Origin of the sequence: Streptomyces sp. T12 (assembly GCF_028736035.1) — a bacterium.
In the GTDB taxonomy this organism is placed as follows: domain Bacteria; phylum Actinomycetota; class Actinomycetes; order Streptomycetales; family Streptomycetaceae; genus Streptomyces.
Genome location: NZ_CP117866.1, coordinates 11,224,035 through 11,239,527 on the forward strand (window position 1 = coordinate 11,224,035; position 15,493 = coordinate 11,239,527).

The window sequence follows — 15,493 nt, forward strand, 5'->3', positions numbered from 1 at the left end:
ACTATGTTGCCGGGTGGGCTGTGGCAAGTGGGTCCCGGCATGGGGCACGAAGCCGCGCGGCGCAGCTCGCGCAAGAACCTCACGCCAGAGCGGATGAGAGTTCCGCAACGGAAGCTGGAATCGCCTGCTCCGCCCAGATGACCTTGCCCTCGCGGTTGTGCCGTGTGCCCCAGTGTTCGGTGGGGTGGGCGACGAGGAGCAGGCCGCGGCCGCCCTCGACGAAGACCCGGGCACGGCGCAGGTGCGGGGCGGCGCTGCTGGCGTCGGAGACTTCGCACGTCAGGGCGGACTGAAGGATCATCCGCAGTTTGATGGGGCTCTTGCCGTAGCGGATGGCGGTCGTCACCAGTTCGCTGACCACGAGTTCGCTCACCACGAGTTCGGTGGTGAAGGCCAGTTCTTCCAGCCCTCAGGCGGTCAGTTGATCGGATGCCTGGACGCGGGCCGTGGAGACGACTGCCGGGGCGCTGGGGAGACCCCAGGTCGCGACATGATCGGCGTCAAAGGCTCCGGTGGGGCAGTCAGCCGGGCGCGCCCGCCCACCGTAAGCCAGGGAAGGCGACAGTCGATCACGGGGTGTGACCGGCGCGGCGGAGAACAGGGCGCAGGGCCTCGATGACACCGGGGTCGTCCACTGTGGAGGGGATGGGTTCGTCGTGCCCGTCGGCGATGCCGCGCATCGTCTTGCGGAGGATCTTTCCCGAGCGGGTCTTGGGCAGGGCGGCTACTACCGCGACGTCCTTGAGGGAGGCGACGGCGCCGATGCGCTCGCGCACGAGCTGGACGAGTTCGGCCTCGACCTCGCCCGGTTCGCGGTCGACGTCGGCTTTCAGGACGACGAAGCCGCGCGGTACCTGCCCCTTCAGGGCGTCGGCGACGCCGATGACGGCGCATTCGGCGACGTCGGGATGGGCGGCCAGGGCCTCTTCCATGCTGCCGGTGGACAAGCGGTGTCCGGCGACGTTGATGACGTCATCGGTGCGGCCCATGACGAAGACGTAGCCGTCGTCGTCGATGTGACCGCTATCGCCGGTCAGGTAGTAGCCGGTGTAGGCGGAGAGGTAGGAGGCGACGTACCGGTCGTCGTCCTGCCAGAGCGTGGGCAGTGCGCCGGGCGGCAGCGGGAGCCGCACGACGATCGCGCCGTCGACGCCTGCGGGCACCGGCTCGCCCGAAGCGTCGAGGACCCGGACGTCCCATCCCGGCAGCGGGCGGGTGGGAGACCCGGGCTTGAGGGGAGCCGCCTCGATGCCCACCGGGTTGGCGACGATGGGCCAGCCGGTCTCGGTCTGCCACCAGTGGTCGATCACCGGGATGCCCAGTAGATTGCTCGCCCAGTGGTAGGTCTCGGGATCGAGGCGCTCGCCGGCGAGGAAGAGGTGGCGCAGGCCGGTCAGGTCGTAGCCCGCGGTGAGCGTTCCCTGCGGGTCCTCCTTCCTGATCGCCCGGAACGCGGTGGGTGCTGTGAACATGGTCCTGACCCCGTACTCGGCGGCAACGCGCCAGAACTGGCCCGCGTCCGGGGTGCCCACCGGCTTGCCCTCGTACAGCACCGTCGTCGCACCGACAAGCAATGGTGCGTAGACGATGTACGAGTGCCCGACGACCCAGCCGACATCGGAGCCGGTGAACATCGTCTCGCCCGGGCCCACGTCGTAGACGGCCCCCATCGACCAGTGGAGGGCGACCGCGTAGCCGCCGCAGTCACGCACGACTCCCTTGGGCTTTCCGGTGGTTCCGGAGGTGTAGAGGATGTAGAGGGGGTCGGTTGCGGGGACGGGAACACAGTCGGCCGGCGGCGCGGCAGCCACCAGGTCGGCCCAGTCGAGATCGTGAGGCCCCAACTCGGCCGTCTCCTGCGGGCGTTGCAGGATCACGCTCTTCTCCGGCTTGTGGGCCGCGAGCTCGATCGCCTCGTCGAGCAGGGGCTTGTACGCGATGACACGCTTGCCCTCGATGCCGCAGGAGGCGGAGACGACCACCTTGGGGGCCGCGTCATCGATGCGCAGCGCGAGTTCGCGCGGGGCGAACCCGCCGAAGACGACCGAGTGCACCGCGCCGATACGTGCGCAGGCCAGCATCGCGACAACGGCCTCGGGGACCATCGGCATGTAGATCACCACACGGTCGCCGTGCCCGACACCGAGCCGCGAGAGCGCCCCGGCGAACGCCGCCACCTCGTCCCTCAACTGCACGTAGGTGTAGGTGCGCCGGGTGTCGGTCACCGGTGAGTCATAGATGAGGGCAGCCTGTTCGCCGCGGCCGGCTTCGACGTGCCGGTCGAGCGCGTTGAAACAGACGTTGAGCCGACCGTCGGGGAACCAGCGGTAGAAGGGGGCGCCCGAGGAGTCCAGGGCGCGTCGTGGGGTGACATCCCAGTCGATGCCCTCCGCCGCCTTCAGCCAGAAGTTCTCCGGGTCCTCGGTACTGGCGCGGAAGACATCCTCGTATGTTCCCATCGCGCACTCCTTTGTGGCATCAAGGGACGTTGGTGTGGCTGTGTGCGGAACCCTGTCGGACACAGGTACCGCATGCCGGCCGACATGGTCGAGCAGGATGCCGGCGACAGGCGGACCGGTCACCGGCATCGCGGTGGTGCGGCGGTCCGGCCGAAAGGCCGCTCCGCCCGGTGTGGCTTCAGCTCACGCGCCCAGGTGCTTGCGGAGCCACTGACCCATCCGCTGGATCGCCTCGTCCACCTCGGGTACGCGCCCCGCGCCCAGGACGAACGAGTGCTGTCCCTCGGGCAGCGGGTGGACCTCGGAGGTGACCTTGAAGTCATCGAGGCGACGGCCCAGTTGGGCGCCGTCGTCGGCGAGGGTCTCGTACTCGCCGTAGAGGACGATCGTGGGAGGCAGGCCGGGCAGATCGGCGTTCACGAGGCTGATCTTCGGATCGGCGAAGTCCACGCCGGGCTCCTGGAGCCAGGCTCCACGGAAGAGCTCAAGAGTGTTCCTGCTGAGCATCTTGTCTTTGTCTTCGTTCTCGTCCACCGACGCGTTCTGGATGGTGAGGTCGGTCCACGGCGAGACGCTGACGATCGCGCCCGGGGTCGCCTCCCCCTGCGCGAGCAGGCGCAGCGGGAGCATCACCGCGAGGGTGCCGCCGATCGAATGGCCCGTGCTGCCGATGTTCCGCGGCTCATAGCCCTGCGAGAGCAGCCACCGGTACGCCGTCTCGGCGTCGTCGAGCTGCGCCGGGTACGGGTGTTCGGGCGCCAGGCGGAAGTCCACGACGAGAGAGCGGGCGCCGGCCGCCTTCGCGATATGGCCCGCAGCCTTGCGGTCCGAGTGCATCGAGGCGGTGACCGACCCGCCGAAGTGGAAGTGGAGCAGAGCCCGGTCGGGATCGGCTCCCTCGGGGATGGCCCAGAGGGCGGGGACGCCGCCCGCGTCCACCTCGGCGTACGTGACGCCTTCCGGCTCGGTCGACGCCTTGTGGTTCGAGTCGACGATGTCGCGGACGATGGCCAGGTCGAGGCCCGGCGTCGAGGACTTCGCGCTCACGCTCTCGAGGAACTGGGCGAACTGCTGTGCCTCTGGGCTTGCTCCCATGGTGGTGCTCCTTCGCAGGTTGCTGCCACGCCCACGTCCCGCGTGCAGCCAGGTTGATGTGCTGGTCGTGACGCTACTGGCTGAGTATAGCAAAGTAAACCCAGGAGTTTCGGGATCACCTCTGGCTGCGGGGGCGCGGCGGCGCTGTGCGGGCGACCGAGAGTGATCAACGCTCCAGAATCTCTGCCGTTGCGGATCGGCGGTCTGAGGTCCGACTGTCTTTCCCGTCAGGATCCTGTATTGCATGTGCTCGAAATCGACCCTGGAACCTTCGGGCGAGCTGACGGTACCGAGGCACCCGAGAGCGAACGCCGCAGGCGCCGAAACCAGGCCTGGGGTCTGGAACGGATACCAGTTGAAACTCGCTTCCGGCCACAACGCGAACTCGCTTCCCGAGACGATGGGCGAGAAGACCGTGAGAACGGTGCAGAGGAGTAGTCCCCCGTCGCCGGGACTGATGCGGCGGAACGCCTGATGGTGATGCTTGAGGACGCCGGACTGCAGCCGCGTCTGTTTGCCGGGACCGTCCCGGATCCGACGACCGATTCGCTTGGCGCCGGCCTGACCGTGTTGCGGGAACACGCGGCGGACTCGGTGATCGGATTTGGTGGCGGCAGCCCGGTGGACACCGCCAAGGCCCTCGGCCTGTTGGGCGTCCAGGGCGTCCAGGGCGTCCGGATGCGGGACTACAAGGCTCCGCACACGAACCTCGGTCCGGCGCTTCCGTTGATCGCCGTCCAGACGACCGCGGGCAGCGCTCGGAGGCCACCCAGTTCACCATCATCACCGACAGCGCCACGGACGAGAAGATGCTCTGTTCGGGACTGGCGTTCCTGCCGGTCGCCGGCGTCGTCGACTTCGAACTGACCCTGTGGATGCCGTCCCGGCTGACCGCCGACACCGGCGTCGACGCGCTCACTCATGCCGTCGAGGCGTACGTGAGCCGCAAGGCCAATCCGTTCTCCGACGGCCTTGCGCTGAACGCGATCCGGACCATCGGCCACCACCTCCGCCGCGTCTACGCCGACGGGGGAGACTCCGAGGCTCGCGAGGCGATGATGCTCGCTGCGCCCCAGGCCGGCATCGCCTTCTCCAACGCCGGCGTGGCGCTCAGGCACGGCATGAGCCGCCCGATCGGCGCGCACTTCCACGTCGCTCATGGTCTGTCGAACGCGATGCTCTTCCCCGCGGTGACGGCGTTCTCCGTACCGGCCGCCGAGAGCCGGTACGCCGACTGCGCCCGCGCGCTCGGAGTTGCCGCCGACGGCGACGGCGATGCCCTGGCGGCCGAGAGGTTCGTGGAGGCGCTCCGCGATCTGTGCGAGGATCTTGAGGTGCCCACCCCTCGGGCCCACGGCATCGACAAGGACGAGTGGTTCCGTCTGTCGCCCCTCATGGCCGAGCAGGCGCTCGCGTCCGGATCCCCCGCCAACAACCCCGTTGTGCCCACCGTGGACGAGATCCAGGACCTCTACGCGCAGATCTACGGCTGAAGCCGGCGACTGAGGAACGGTGATGGCACAACAGCCAGGTCCGCGCGGAGTACGAGATGAGACGCATGACTGACACTGCTGAGGGCGAGGTTCTCGCCGACGTGCACCGGGGCGTCGGCCGGATCCTTCTGAACCGACCCAAGGCGCTCAACGCCCTGACGACAGGCATGGTCGCGGCCATTGACGGTGCGCTCGCCGCATGGGAGCACACACCGCTGTCCGCTGTGGTGATCGCCAGCACCAGTGTGAAGGCCTTCTGCGCCGGCGGCGATATCCGCACGATCCGCGAGCACAGCCTCGCTGGGGATGCCGAGGCCAGTGAGCGGTTCTTCGCCTCCGAGTACCGGCTCAACGCCCGGATCGCCGAGTATCCCGTGCCGGTCGTGTCGCTCATCGACGGCATGTGCATGGGCGGTGGTCTCGGTCTGTCGGTCCACGGCACCTTCCGCGTCGTCACCGAGCGTGCGGTGCTGGCGATGCCCGAGACCGGGATCGGTTTCTTCCCCGACGTCGGGGCCAGCTACTTTCTGCCGCGGCTACCCGGCGCGATAGGCATGTACCTGGGACTGACCGGGCACCGTCTCGACGCTGCCGACGCCCTGTACACGGGGCTGGCCACGCACTTCGTCCCCATGGACAGGTTCGGTGCGGTCGGAGATGCCCTGGCAGACAGCCCCGGCGCCCCGGTGGATGTCGTCCTGAACCGCCTTGCCGACCGTTCCCCGGTGGGGGAGAGCAGGCTGGCGGAGGTACGCGAGGAGATGGACTGGGCGTTCGGCGCGCCGACCCTCGGCGAGATCGAGAAACGCCTGCGTCACCTCGACACCGCCTGGGCGGCAGGCGCGTTGATCGCCTTGGAGTCCGCCTCGCCGCAGAGCTTGGAGATCACTCACAACCTGCTGGCCCGGGGCAGACAGCAGACGTTGCGAGAGTGCCTTGACACCGAACTCACTCTCACGCGCACGACCATCCGCACGCCGGACTTCCTGGAGGGCGTCCGAGCGGCCTTGGTCGACAAGGACCGCAGTCCCACCTGGGAACGTGAGGCGCAGGGCGGACAGACGCTGCTGGCCTGAGCATGTGCGCCGTGAGCAGGTTCTCAGAGCTGACCGGGGCGAGGCGGACCTTGCCGAAATCGGCGCGTGGTTCGATCAGCTGTAACGCACTTGACCGGGTGTGCAGGGTTATGGACAGGGTTTGCGGCTGTCCGTTGTCCGGACTGCCGGACTGCCGGACTGCCGGACTGCCGGACAGAATGTTCTTGCGAGTTGCGCGGCGCGGATCGCGGTGACGTGCCCACGGTTCCGGCGCCGTTGGTGACGACGCCGTAGTGCGTGCTCACGAAGTGCCCCCGTTCCGGGGAGATGGTCGGCTCGTGGAGCGAGCGGTCATGCGGCGCGGATGTGCGGCGCCAGGGTGGCGTGGATCTGGTCGCGGATGTCGGCGAGAACGGCTTCGTCGCTGCGGTGCAGGCACACGGTGGCGGTGGTGCTGATGTGGACGATCGCGGTGATCACCCGCGCCAACGTCGCCGCATCGGCGGCATCGATGCACTGGTTGCGGGTGAGCAGGCCGGTGATGCCGTCCTCGAGGCGGCCGGCAAGGGCTAGACCCGCTTGCCGGTAGGGCTCGGCCGGGTCGCCGAAGACGAGTTCGTGCAGGTATGTGCGGCCGTTCTCGATGTGCTCCCTCACGCACTCCACCACGGGGCGGACGAGAGCGATGACCGGCTCCAGCACGCCCTGTCCGGCGGCGGCGTTCGCGGAGGCGAGGCCGGAATCGACGGCGGCGGCGAACTTCTCGTTCTGCACCATGATCAGCAACTCGGCCTTCGTGGACGCGTACAGGTAGAGCGTCCCGATTGCGACATCGGCTCGGCGGGCGACCTGCTGCGTCGTGACCCTGTCGACGCCGTGTTCGACGAACAGCTCGCGGGCGGCGGTCATGATGCGCTCGCGCTTGTCCTGTTTGGCCCTCTCTCGGCGCCCGATCGGCATGTGACCGCCCCCCATGGTGACCTCCCTTGACAACAATTCTGAGTGGACTCATAGTTGAGTGTACTCGGATTAGCTGAGCGGGGCGAGGTTGTGAGGTCCCCGGATGTCGCGCCGGGTTTGCCGATCCAGTCTCAGACCTGGACAAATAGGACAAGCATTAGGAGTGGCGCCCCATGAGAGCGTTCGTCGTCACCAAGTACAAGGAGCCGCTGCAGGAGGCGGAAGTCCCCGAACCCGCCGTGGGGGAGCACGACGTGCTCGTCCGGGTGGAGGCCGCCGGGCTGAACCCGCTGGATGAGAAGATCCGCGCCGGTGAGTTCAAGCAGATCCTGCCCTACAAGCTGCCGCTGATCCTGGGCAACGACGTAGCGGGCACCGTCATCAGCGTCGGGACAGCGGTTCGCGGCTTCAAGCCCGGAGACGAGGTCTACGCCCGGCCCCACCAGGACCGCATCGGCACGTTCGCCGAGCGCATCGCCGTAGCGGAGGGCGACCTGGCGCTCAAGCCCGCTTCGATCAGTATGGAAGAGGCCGGCTCGCTGCCGCTGGCGGCGCTCACGGCGTGGCAGGCGCTGGTGGAGCGCGGGCGGGTGCGGCCCGGGCAGAAGGTTCTCATCCACGCCGGGGCCGGCGGGGTCGGTTCGATCGCGATCCAGCTCGCCGCGCACCTCGGTGCGAGCGTCGCCACGACCGCCAGCGGTTCCAACGCGGACTTCGTGCGCGCGCTCGGCGCGGACACGGTGATCGATTACCGCACCCAGGACTTCGAACAGCTCCTGACCGGCTACGACCTGGTGCTGGACAGCATCGGTGGGGAGACCCTCGAGAAGTCCCTGCGGGTGCTCAAGCCCGGCGGCAAGGCCATCGGGATCACCGGTCCCCCGGACCCCGCGTTCGCCCGCGAGGCCGGCCTGAACCCGCTGCTGCGCCTGGCGGTCGCAGGCCTGAGCGGCAAGATCCGCAGGCAGGCGAAGAAGCTCGGCGTGACGTACGAGTTCCTGTTCATGCGCGCCAGCGGCGACCAGCTCCGCCAGATCACCACTCTCATCGACCAGGGCGTGGTGCGTCCGGTCGTGGGAAAGGTGGTCGGCTTCGACCAGACCCCGCAGGCGCTGCAGTCCCTGTCCCAGGGCGGCATCCGCGGCAAGGCCGTCATCGGCAGCAGCTGACCCGCCGCAACCGCGACGGGCGACACGGAACACACAGCGACACAGAACACGCAAGGAGAATCCGTCATGAGCAGCACCGACACCCCGAACGAAGCCGTCATCACCTCCTACGCGAAGGCCCCGGCCCGCACCGTCAGCGCCGGCGGCGTCACCTACGCCTACCGCGAGCTGGGCCCGAAGGGCGGCATCCCCGTCGTCTTCTTCGTCCACCTCGCCGCGACCCTGGACAACTGGGACCCCCGCATCATCGATCCCATCGCGAAGGGCCGTCACGTCATCGCCTTCGACAACCGCGGTGTCGGGGCATCCACCGGTCAGGTGCCGGACAGTGTCGAGGCGATGGCCGACGACGCCTACACCTTCATCAAGGCGCTCGGGTACGACAAGATCGACGTCTTCTCCTTCTCCCTCGGCGGCATGGTCGCCCAGGCCCTGGTGGTGAAGCACCCCGAGCTCGTCCGCAAGCTGGTCCTCACCGGCACCGGGCCCAAGGGCGGCAAGGACATGGACAAGGTCGCCAGAATCACCTACTGGGACATCCTGCGCGCCACGTTGACCCGTTCGGACCCCAAGGAGTTCCTGTTCTTCAACCGCAATGCCACCGGCAAGCCCGCCGCACGCGCGTTCGTCAACCGGCTCAAGGAGCGCACCGTCGACCGCGACGCGGACATCAAGACCAAGGCGTTCCAGACGCAGCTGAAGGCGATCAAGAAGTGGGGGCGCTCCGCCCCTGACGACCTTTCGTCGATCACGCAGCCCACCCTGATCGCCAACGGCGACAACGACCGCATGGTGCCCTCGGTCCTGTCGGAGGACCTGCACCGGCGCATCAAGGACAGCAAGCTGATCATCTACCCCGACTCCGGGCACGGCGGCATCTTCCAGTACCACCAGGAGTTCGCCCCCGTAGCGGTCGAGTTCCTGGCCCGATGACCAGCGCCTGACCAGCGCCTGGCCAGGAAGACAAGGGAAATCATGAGCACGTCACCAGCCGTCGCACCCCTTGAAGTGAAGAAGCCTCTCACCTCCTCGATCCTGCTGTGGGTGCGCACCGACCAGCCTCGCCAGACCGGCATGGACCACTGGAAGGGCCCGCACTCAGGGATCATCTCCGCCACCCCGGGCCTGGAGGAGTACCGGCAGATCCATCTCGCCGAGCACAACCCGGGCCGGTGGCCGGCCACCGACGGGGTCCAGACCGCGATCCCAGCAGGCCGGAAGATCGACGGCGTCGCGGAAGTCACCTTCCAATCGGCGCTTGCACCCCTGAAAGGGCGCAAGCAGACGAAGCTGGCATACGCCGACGAGATCAATGTGTTCCGCCGCACCCTGCTCTACGCCGGCCCGCCGAACTCCTCTCGGTGGTACGACGTCGCAGGCCCCGGAGAGGCGGTCGGTGCCCGCGCGCTGATCTACCTTCGCCGCAGGGACGGGGGCGGCGCCGGAGCCTTCCGGAAGCTCGTCAACGAGCGGCTCGCTCCCGCGCTCGCCGGCACCGGAGTGCTGAAGGAACTGCGCACGCAGACGTTCCTGCCCTGGATCGAAAAGCTCTGGGACACCCCGGACGTCGCCCACGACAACCCCCACGACGAGCACTTCCACGCCTCGGTCAGCCTCGGGTTCACCGACACCGCAGCACGGGACGCCTTCTTCACCGGCAACGTGATCGAGGACCTGTCCAACCGGCTGGCACCGCAAGTCTCCGCGATCCACGCCTACGACGTCACCGCCGCCCTCACCTACGTCAAGAACGGCGAGATCCTCCCGCGCTACCAGGAGTGAGCGGCGCGCAGACGGGAAGCGGGACCGCCGGATCTGCTCGGCAAATCCATCCGCCCCGGCTTCCTTGCCCCTCCTCGCGCCCCCGTCGCCATCTGATACCCACCACGCATCCGGAGCCAGCCATGAGCGAGCAGCAGAGCACCATCCACTACGAGCGCACCTCACCGCAGATCGCGAAGATCACCTTCGCCAACCCGCCCGTCAACCTCATCACCGGCGAGACCGTCCTGCGCCTCATCGAGATCGTCACCGAACTGGCCACCGACCCGGACATCCAGGTCGTGCTGTTCGACAGCGCCACCCCCGACTTCTTCTACAACCACTTCGACCTGGCCGCCGCCGCCGACTTCCCCGCCCCCGAAGACCCGGACGCGGTGCCGGCATGGGCGAATCTGGTCCTGGAACTCTCCAAAGCGCCGTACATCACGATCGCGGCCATCCGTGGACGCACCCGCGGCGGCGGGAACGAGCTCGCCCTCGCCCTCGATCTGCGCTACGCCAGTCGTGAGAAGGCGATCTTCGGACAGCCCGAGGTCGGTAGCGGACTGCTGCCCGGCGGTGGTGGCAGCGAACGCCTGCCCCGGGCCATCGGACGCGACCGCGCCCTGGAAGCCATCCTCACCAGCGACGACTACGACGCCGACACCGCCGAGCGTTGGGGCTGGGTCACCCGCGCCCTCCCCGACAGCGAACTCGACGCCTTCGTCGGCACCGTCGCCGCCCGACTCGCCTCCTTCGACCGCACCTCACTCGCCTCGGCCAAAGCCCAGATCAACCGGGCATCCCTGCCCCCGGACGCGGACCTGGTCGCCGCGTACGGCGAGTTCACCCACTCCCTCACCCTCCCCGGTTTCCTCACCCGGGCCGCAGGCGCGCAGGCCGTCGTCGAACAGGCCGGCATCGACTTCGAGTACCGGCTCGGGCACTACATCGGCATCGCCAACCAGCAACGCTGACTCCCATCAAAAAACGAGCACGGACGCAGCGGATGCCGCGTCCGTCCTCTTTTGCCGCGGGGCCCACCTGATTTCCGACGTCCTCGGCACCATGGTCGGATCGGGCTGCTGCCGGATCGACCGCCGATGTCATCCACCGCTCGACGGCCGCGACGGTGCACCGCTTCTGGACACCGGCCGGCCAACTGTTCAACGCCATGGATCACCGGGGCCCGACGTGAAGAGATCACGTCGGGACCGAAGAACAAGCTCAGGTGTCCGTGCTGTGCAGGTCCGGGTAAAGCGCCTCGACCGGGCCGCTCAGAGCCGCCTTGACCCCCTTGGTCAACTCGTCGGCCAGGACCTCGTATTCTCCGGCCTCGACGGCGTCGTAGACCGTCGTCACCAGCTGCGTCGGCAGCATCTTGGGTCCGTCGGCGTGCGCGGCCAGGTCGGTGTCGACGTAGCCCATGTGCACACCCGTCACGTGGACGCCCATGGGTGCGAACTCGATGCGCAGCGAGTTGGTGGCCGACCACAGTGCGGCCTTGGACGCGCTGTAGGCGCCGCCGAAGGCATACCAGCTGGCAACGGAGTGCACGTCGATGAGGATTGACCCCTTCTTGGCGGCGAGGACCGGTGCGAAGGCGCGGGCGAGGAAGACCGGCCCGAAGAAGTTCGTCTCCATGTTCGCCCGGATGTCCGCCTCGGTGACGTCCAGCAGGCTCGCGCTCGGCGGGATGGCGCCCGCGTTGTTGACGAGCACGGTGACATCCGCCGCAGCGGCCACGGCTGCGTCGATCGATGCGCGGTCGGTGACGTCAAGGGTCAGGGGGACGATGCGTTCATCGTCCCAGGCGCGCGGGGAACGGGCGGTGGCGTAGACCTTGGCGGCGCCGCGTGCCAGGGCGTCGTGGACGAAGTGGGTGCCGATACCGCCATTGGCGCCGGTGATAGGGACGACTGCTCCATCGAGGGAGGGCATTGGTTCCTTCTTTCCGAGGGGGATGCGAGGTTCGTGTCTGCGCACGGATGGGCAACGACACGTCGCCCCTCGATGGGAGAATGAGCGGAGCCACATTCGAGCTCACACGGCATTGAGTACAATCATAACTGATTACAGTCATAATCTAGGCCTGGAGGACACCGTCATGCCTGTCGGACGGCGCGAGCGGAACAAGCAGGAGAAACTCGACCGCATCGTCGCTGCCGCCAGTGAACTGTTCGCCGAACACGGCGTCGATGAGGTCACGACCCAGCAGATCGCTGACCAGGCCGACATCGGCACCGGGACCCTGTTCCTTTATGCCAAGACCAAGGGCGAGCTCCTCCTCCTTGTCCAGAACGCCAAGTACGTCGAAGCACTTGAGCAGGGCCGGGCGGACGCCGAGGCCGTCCCAGGCGTGCTGGACGCGGTGCTGGCGATCGTCCGGCCGATCGTGGAGTGCAACCGCATCCAGATCGACAACGGACGCACCTACCTGCGAGAGATGGTCTTCGGCGACCCCGAGGAGCCCCGGCACGGCGCGGCACTCGCCATCGTCGCGCAGACCGAGGAGGCCGTCGCCGCCGTGCTGTGCCGAGACGAGCGGGTCGCAGAGGGCGACGCCGCGACGCTGGCACACATCGTGTCCGCCGTGATGTTCCTCAGCATGGCGGCGAGCGTGAACATCGCCTTGAGCGTCGAGGAGATCGTGCAGGACATCCGGGGGCAGGTTGAGGTCCTGCTGCCTCGCTGAAGCGTGGCCCCAGCCTCAGGCCCGGGCGACCATCCGGGTGGTCCTCGGCTGCGTCATGGCCCGAATCCCTGAATGGCAGGTCGTCCGGCCGTTACTGCCCATTCCGACATGGCCGGAGGGGTGGGGCGGGCGGCCGGAGGGCTACCGCCACCGCGTGCTGCTGGGATTTCGGAGATTGCCTGCCTACGTGGCGTCGAGTCCCCGTCGCACAGCCCCATACCCCAGGATTCCGGGTCGAGGCACGTGTGGTGCGGGCAGCGTTTTGTGGGTCGATTCCAGGATCTTCTCCGACAGTTCTGTGCCCGCCGAGGCGCGGGCGAGCAGGATCGCGCCGACCAGGGTGGCCACCATGGGGAGGCCGTCGTTGGCGTCGGTGGACATCCACGCGGCGAATTCCTGGACTCCGGCCGCGTACGTTTCGCGTACCTCCCCGGCTGTGGGATCGCGAGCCATGTCCCCTGCGAATCCGGCGGTGGGGCAACCGGTGCCGGGCTGGTCACGGTGCTCGGCCGACAGGTAGAAGCCGACGAGGGCGCCGCGCGCGGTGGCGTGATCGCCGTGCGCCGTGTCGAACGACGCCAGAAGTAGGTCAAGGTCCCCGCAACGGCGCCACCGACTCCGCGTGGCTCCACTTGTCACTGCACCGGCTGATGTGCCCGCGCCACCAACAAGCCACTCCCGACCTACGACTCACCTCCACCGTCCACACCCAAGGCGTGTCCGAACTCGCCGCCGCGCACTACACCCACCAGCGCCTGCTACAACACCCCCGAGCCGCCACCGCCTGGACCACACCACGCGCCATCACCCGCCCGACTGGCTCCGAGCCCTGTGGAACGGCGCTGCCACGGCCCTGGGAGTAGCCAGCGCGGCCAGGCAGGACCACCCTGCCCGGCCGCTGCCGCCGCCCGGACGTCATGCGGCGTGGAACTCGTGGGCGTGGCCGCCGCGCCACTCCACCCACTGAGTGGTGTGCATCGCGAAGTCGCAGGTCGCGGCTCTGGTGTGAGTGACGAGTGGGGTAATCGCGCCGGTCGGCGGCCGATGGCCATGGCGTAGATCATCGGGCCGGTCCGGTTCCGGCGGGATGCCGGGTTCGGCTGCGCCTGCCTCCGCCCCCCCGCCTACGATCCGTCGGCAGGTCGGCACGCCATGAGAACGCGGGAGGGTGCGGGGATGCAGGAGCGGCAGTGGATCACCGCCCGCCGGAGCGAACTGGACGCCCTCGCCGAGCAGTTGACCAAGCAGCTTCAGGAGGTCGAGGTCGAGCGGGACGAACTGGCGATCGCCGAGCGGGTGTTGAACCGCCTGGCCGAGCAGGCCCACGCCGACGCCGAGGCGGCCGATTCTGTCGCTCCGGTACCGGTGAAGGTAGCCGGGCGGGCGGTCCTGCTCATCCCGCACCGCACCGCACCGCACCGACGCGGCCGACGAGAGCGCGCTGCCCGGCGACTACCGCAAGATCCTGGCGATCGTGCGGGAGGCCGACGGGCCGGTGCAGGTCAGGGCGGTCGGTGAGCGGCTGGGCCTGGATGCCTCGGTGTGCGGCAAGCTGGAGCCTTTGCGGGCGAAGATGACCAAGCTCGCCGACCGCGGCTGGCTGCACAAGCGGCCCGACGTGCGGTTCACCGCACGCTCGTAACTGCGCGGGCAGGCCGTAACGGGCGGGCCCCCGGCGGCAGTTGAGTTTGGTGTGAAGAAAAACAACGGTCTCACCGACGGTCCTGACGGCCTTGTCCACACCGCCCGCCTGCCGCTGTCGAGCGAGACCTTGAACTATCTCGCCGGCCTGATACGCGGCCGCCTGAAGAAGATCGCCTCGCGGTGGCGGACGCTGCCCGCCGGGAAGATCGCCGGCATCGTGCTGGCGGTGCTGCGCTGTGACCAGCGGCCCGGCGATCTGGCCGGCGGGAACGGGGTGCACCGCACCACCGTGAGCCGGTGGGTGCGCGAGGTCGTGGGCCTGCTGGCCGCCCGCGCCCCGCGCCTGGACCGCGCGTTGAAGAAGATCGCCCGAAAGGGCGGCGCGGTGGTCCTGCCGGTGTTCGTACTGAGGCGACTGGGAGCCGGCCTCGTGCTGCTCATGGTACTGAGCTGGGCTTGCGTCGGTCGGCTGCGGTCAGGTTTCTGGACCCCTTGCCGCCGGCTGGTCGCTGTTGCCCTGTGTCAGTGACGCGAGAATTTCCTTGCGGCAGACATCGAGGATTTCGCCCGCCAGCGGAGAACCGTCCGGGCATGCCCGCGACAACATGATCGCGCCGACCGAATGGGCGAGCATGTCGATCACCATCGTGCGGGCCGCGCGCTGGTCCGCATCCCCCGGCGTATCGCTTTGGGGCTGAAGGGCCGTCAGCAGGTTCTCGATCCCGGCTGCGAACTCTGTTTTGATGTCCGCCGGCTGACGTGCGGCGTCGCCGCCGAGGGCCGCGATGGTGCAGCCGTCGCCGCGCCCGTCGCGATGCTCCCGCGAGACGTAGCGCTCGACGAACGCGGCGGGGTCCAGACCTTCTGTCCGTGCCACGGTCTGCGAGAGCCCGCTTGCGGACGCTTCGGCCATCAGGTCGGCCTTGGAGCGGAAGTGCTTGTAGAACCCGCCATGGGTGAACCCGGCGGCTGCCATCAGTTCTGCCACGCCGACACCGTCATAGCCGCGCTCACGGAACAGCCTGGAGGCTGTCGCGACGATGTGGGCACGGTTCTGCTCTGCCTGTGCCTTGGTGACCCGCATGTCCAGCCGTCCCTTCGTCGGTCGACGCTCGACGGTCCAGCATACATAGATGTCGATCGACATCAAAGAGCTTGACTTTTTAGATGACGATCGTCA

The 15,493-nt window shown here is 68.3% G+C and carries 14 protein-coding genes and 3 pseudogenes; 10 read left to right on the forward strand and 7 right to left on the reverse strand.

All coding sequences use genetic code 11. The features are described from left to right. Window positions 1-79 precede the first annotated feature (79 nt). The 3 genes and pseudogenes from PBV52_RS50200 to PBV52_RS50210 form a co-directional block, all read right to left on the reverse strand. Window positions 80-514 (reverse strand): annotated as a pseudogene (locus PBV52_RS50200) (ATP-binding protein); the annotation flags it as partial. Window positions 515-569: 55 nt separating this feature from the next. Further along, window positions 570-2,459, reverse strand: a complete 1,890-nt coding sequence (locus PBV52_RS50205) for a propionyl-CoA synthetase (RefSeq protein WP_274249014.1) — start codon at window positions 2,457-2,459, stop codon at window positions 570-572. Window positions 2,460-2,642: 183 nt separating this feature from the next. Further along, on the reverse strand, window positions 2,643-3,554 hold the full coding sequence (locus PBV52_RS50210) for an alpha/beta hydrolase (RefSeq protein ID WP_274249016.1): 912 nt from the start codon (window positions 3,552-3,554) through the stop codon (window positions 2,643-2,645). Between the two features lie 480 nt (window positions 3,555-4,034). Here PBV52_RS50210 and PBV52_RS50215 point away from each other — a divergent pair. Both PBV52_RS50215 and PBV52_RS50220 read left to right on the forward strand, forming a co-directional pair. After that, a pseudogene (locus PBV52_RS50215) lies at window positions 4,035-5,047 on the forward strand (iron-containing alcohol dehydrogenase). A gap of 65 nt (window positions 5,048-5,112) precedes the next feature. After that, window positions 5,113-6,123, forward strand: coding sequence for an enoyl-CoA hydratase/isomerase family protein (locus tag PBV52_RS50220; protein WP_274249018.1), 1,011 nt, complete (start codon window positions 5,113-5,115; stop codon window positions 6,121-6,123). A gap of 312 nt (window positions 6,124-6,435) precedes the next feature. Here PBV52_RS50220 and PBV52_RS50225 read toward each other — a convergent pair whose 3' ends face one another. Then, window positions 6,436-7,059 (reverse strand): TetR/AcrR family transcriptional regulator, encoded by a 624-nt coding sequence (locus PBV52_RS50225; RefSeq protein WP_274249021.1) that lies wholly within the window; start codon window positions 7,057-7,059, stop codon window positions 6,436-6,438. 158 nt (window positions 7,060-7,217) lie between these two features. On the opposite strand from PBV52_RS50225, the gene PBV52_RS50230 reads away from it, so the two are divergent. The 4 genes from PBV52_RS50230 (at window position 7,218) to PBV52_RS50245 (ending at window position 10,951) form a co-directional block, all read left to right on the forward strand. Continuing rightward, complete coding sequence (locus PBV52_RS50230; protein WP_274249022.1) at window positions 7,218-8,213, forward strand: NADP-dependent oxidoreductase; 996 nt, start codon at window positions 7,218-7,220, stop codon at window positions 8,211-8,213. A 66-nt stretch (window positions 8,214-8,279) separates the two neighbouring features. Continuing rightward, the gene (locus PBV52_RS50235) at window positions 8,280-9,146 is read left to right on the forward strand and encodes an alpha/beta fold hydrolase (protein WP_274249024.1); all 867 of its coding nucleotides are present in this window, start codon (window positions 8,280-8,282) and stop codon (window positions 9,144-9,146) included. A gap of 42 nt (window positions 9,147-9,188) precedes the next feature. Beyond that, a complete protein-coding gene (locus tag PBV52_RS50240) occupies window positions 9,189-9,995 on the forward strand; it encodes a strictosidine synthase (RefSeq protein ID WP_274249025.1) in 807 nt (268 codons plus the stop codon). Window positions 9,996-10,117: 122 nt separating this feature from the next. After that, entirely contained in the window at window positions 10,118-10,951 is an 834-nt protein-coding gene (locus PBV52_RS50245) for an enoyl-CoA hydratase/isomerase family protein (RefSeq protein ID WP_274249027.1), read from the forward strand. A gap of 250 nt (window positions 10,952-11,201) precedes the next feature. On the opposite strand, the gene PBV52_RS50250 is transcribed toward PBV52_RS50245, so the two are convergent. Next, the gene (locus PBV52_RS50250) at window positions 11,202-11,915 is read right to left on the reverse strand and encodes an SDR family oxidoreductase (protein WP_274249029.1); all 714 of its coding nucleotides are present in this window, start codon (window positions 11,913-11,915) and stop codon (window positions 11,202-11,204) included. A gap of 166 nt (window positions 11,916-12,081) precedes the next feature. On the opposite strand from PBV52_RS50250, the gene PBV52_RS50255 reads away from it, so the two are divergent. Continuing rightward, window positions 12,082-12,669, forward strand: a complete 588-nt coding sequence (locus PBV52_RS50255) for a TetR/AcrR family transcriptional regulator (protein ID WP_274249031.1) — start codon at window positions 12,082-12,084, stop codon at window positions 12,667-12,669. Between the two features lie 183 nt (window positions 12,670-12,852). Here the strand turns inward: PBV52_RS50255 and PBV52_RS50260 are convergent, their stop codons facing one another. Next, window positions 12,853-13,122: a hypothetical protein gene (locus PBV52_RS50260; RefSeq protein WP_274249032.1), complete on the reverse strand. Its 270-nt coding sequence runs from the start codon at window positions 13,120-13,122 to the stop codon at window positions 12,853-12,855. Between the two features lie 699 nt (window positions 13,123-13,821). Between PBV52_RS50260 and PBV52_RS50265 the strand changes: the two genes are divergently transcribed. The 3 genes and pseudogenes from PBV52_RS50265 to PBV52_RS50275 all read left to right on the forward strand — a co-directional run. Continuing rightward, a complete protein-coding gene (locus PBV52_RS50265) occupies window positions 13,822-14,187 on the forward strand; it encodes a hypothetical protein (protein ID WP_274249034.1) in 366 nt (121 codons plus the stop codon). Then, the gene (locus tag PBV52_RS50270) at window positions 14,144-14,311 is read left to right on the forward strand and encodes a hypothetical protein (protein ID WP_274249036.1); all 168 of its coding nucleotides are present in this window, start codon (window positions 14,144-14,146) and stop codon (window positions 14,309-14,311) included. The genes PBV52_RS50265 and PBV52_RS50270 overlap by 44 nt, the downstream gene beginning before the upstream one ends. A gap of 51 nt (window positions 14,312-14,362) precedes the next feature. Continuing rightward, window positions 14,363-14,707: pseudogene (locus PBV52_RS50275) on the forward strand (IS5/IS1182 family transposase); the annotation flags it as partial. A gap of 81 nt (window positions 14,708-14,788) precedes the next feature. Here PBV52_RS50275 and PBV52_RS50280 read toward each other — a convergent pair. After that, window positions 14,789-15,460 carry a TetR/AcrR family transcriptional regulator gene (locus PBV52_RS50280; RefSeq protein WP_274249038.1) on the reverse strand — a complete coding sequence of 224 codons (672 nt, stop codon included), beginning with the start codon at window positions 15,458-15,460 and terminating at the stop codon, window positions 14,789-14,791. Window positions 15,461-15,493: the final 33 nt, after the last annotated feature.

Coding starts and splice junctions, on each gene's coding strand:
- PBV52_RS50205 (WP_274249014.1), bottom strand. CDS start 2,459: ATGGGAACATACGAGGATGTCTTCCGCGCCAGTACCGAGGACCCGGAG.
- PBV52_RS50210 (WP_274249016.1), bottom strand. CDS start 3,554: ATGGGAGCAAGCCCAGAGGCACAGCAGTTCGCCCAGTTCCTCGAGAGC.
- PBV52_RS50220 (WP_274249018.1), top strand. CDS start 5,113: ATGACTGACACTGCTGAGGGCGAGGTTCTCGCCGACGTGCACCGGGGC.
- PBV52_RS50225 (WP_274249021.1), bottom strand. CDS start 7,059: ATGGGGGGCGGTCACATGCCGATCGGGCGCCGAGAGAGGGCCAAACAG.
- PBV52_RS50230 (WP_274249022.1), top strand. CDS start 7,218: ATGAGAGCGTTCGTCGTCACCAAGTACAAGGAGCCGCTGCAGGAGGCG.
- PBV52_RS50235 (WP_274249024.1), top strand. CDS start 8,280: ATGAGCAGCACCGACACCCCGAACGAAGCCGTCATCACCTCCTACGCG.
- PBV52_RS50240 (WP_274249025.1), top strand. CDS start 9,189: ATGAGCACGTCACCAGCCGTCGCACCCCTTGAAGTGAAGAAGCCTCTC.
- PBV52_RS50245 (WP_274249027.1), top strand. CDS start 10,118: ATGAGCGAGCAGCAGAGCACCATCCACTACGAGCGCACCTCACCGCAG.
- PBV52_RS50250 (WP_274249029.1), bottom strand. CDS start 11,915: ATGCCCTCCCTCGATGGAGCAGTCGTCCCTATCACCGGCGCCAATGGC.
- PBV52_RS50255 (WP_274249031.1), top strand. CDS start 12,082: ATGCCTGTCGGACGGCGCGAGCGGAACAAGCAGGAGAAACTCGACCGC.
- PBV52_RS50260 (WP_274249032.1), bottom strand. CDS start 13,122: ATGGCTCGCGATCCCACAGCCGGGGAGGTACGCGAAACGTACGCGGCC.
- PBV52_RS50265 (WP_274249034.1), top strand. CDS start 13,822: ATGAGAACGCGGGAGGGTGCGGGGATGCAGGAGCGGCAGTGGATCACC.
- PBV52_RS50280 (WP_274249038.1), bottom strand. CDS start 15,460: ATGTCGATCGACATCTATGTATGCTGGACCGTCGAGCGTCGACCGACG.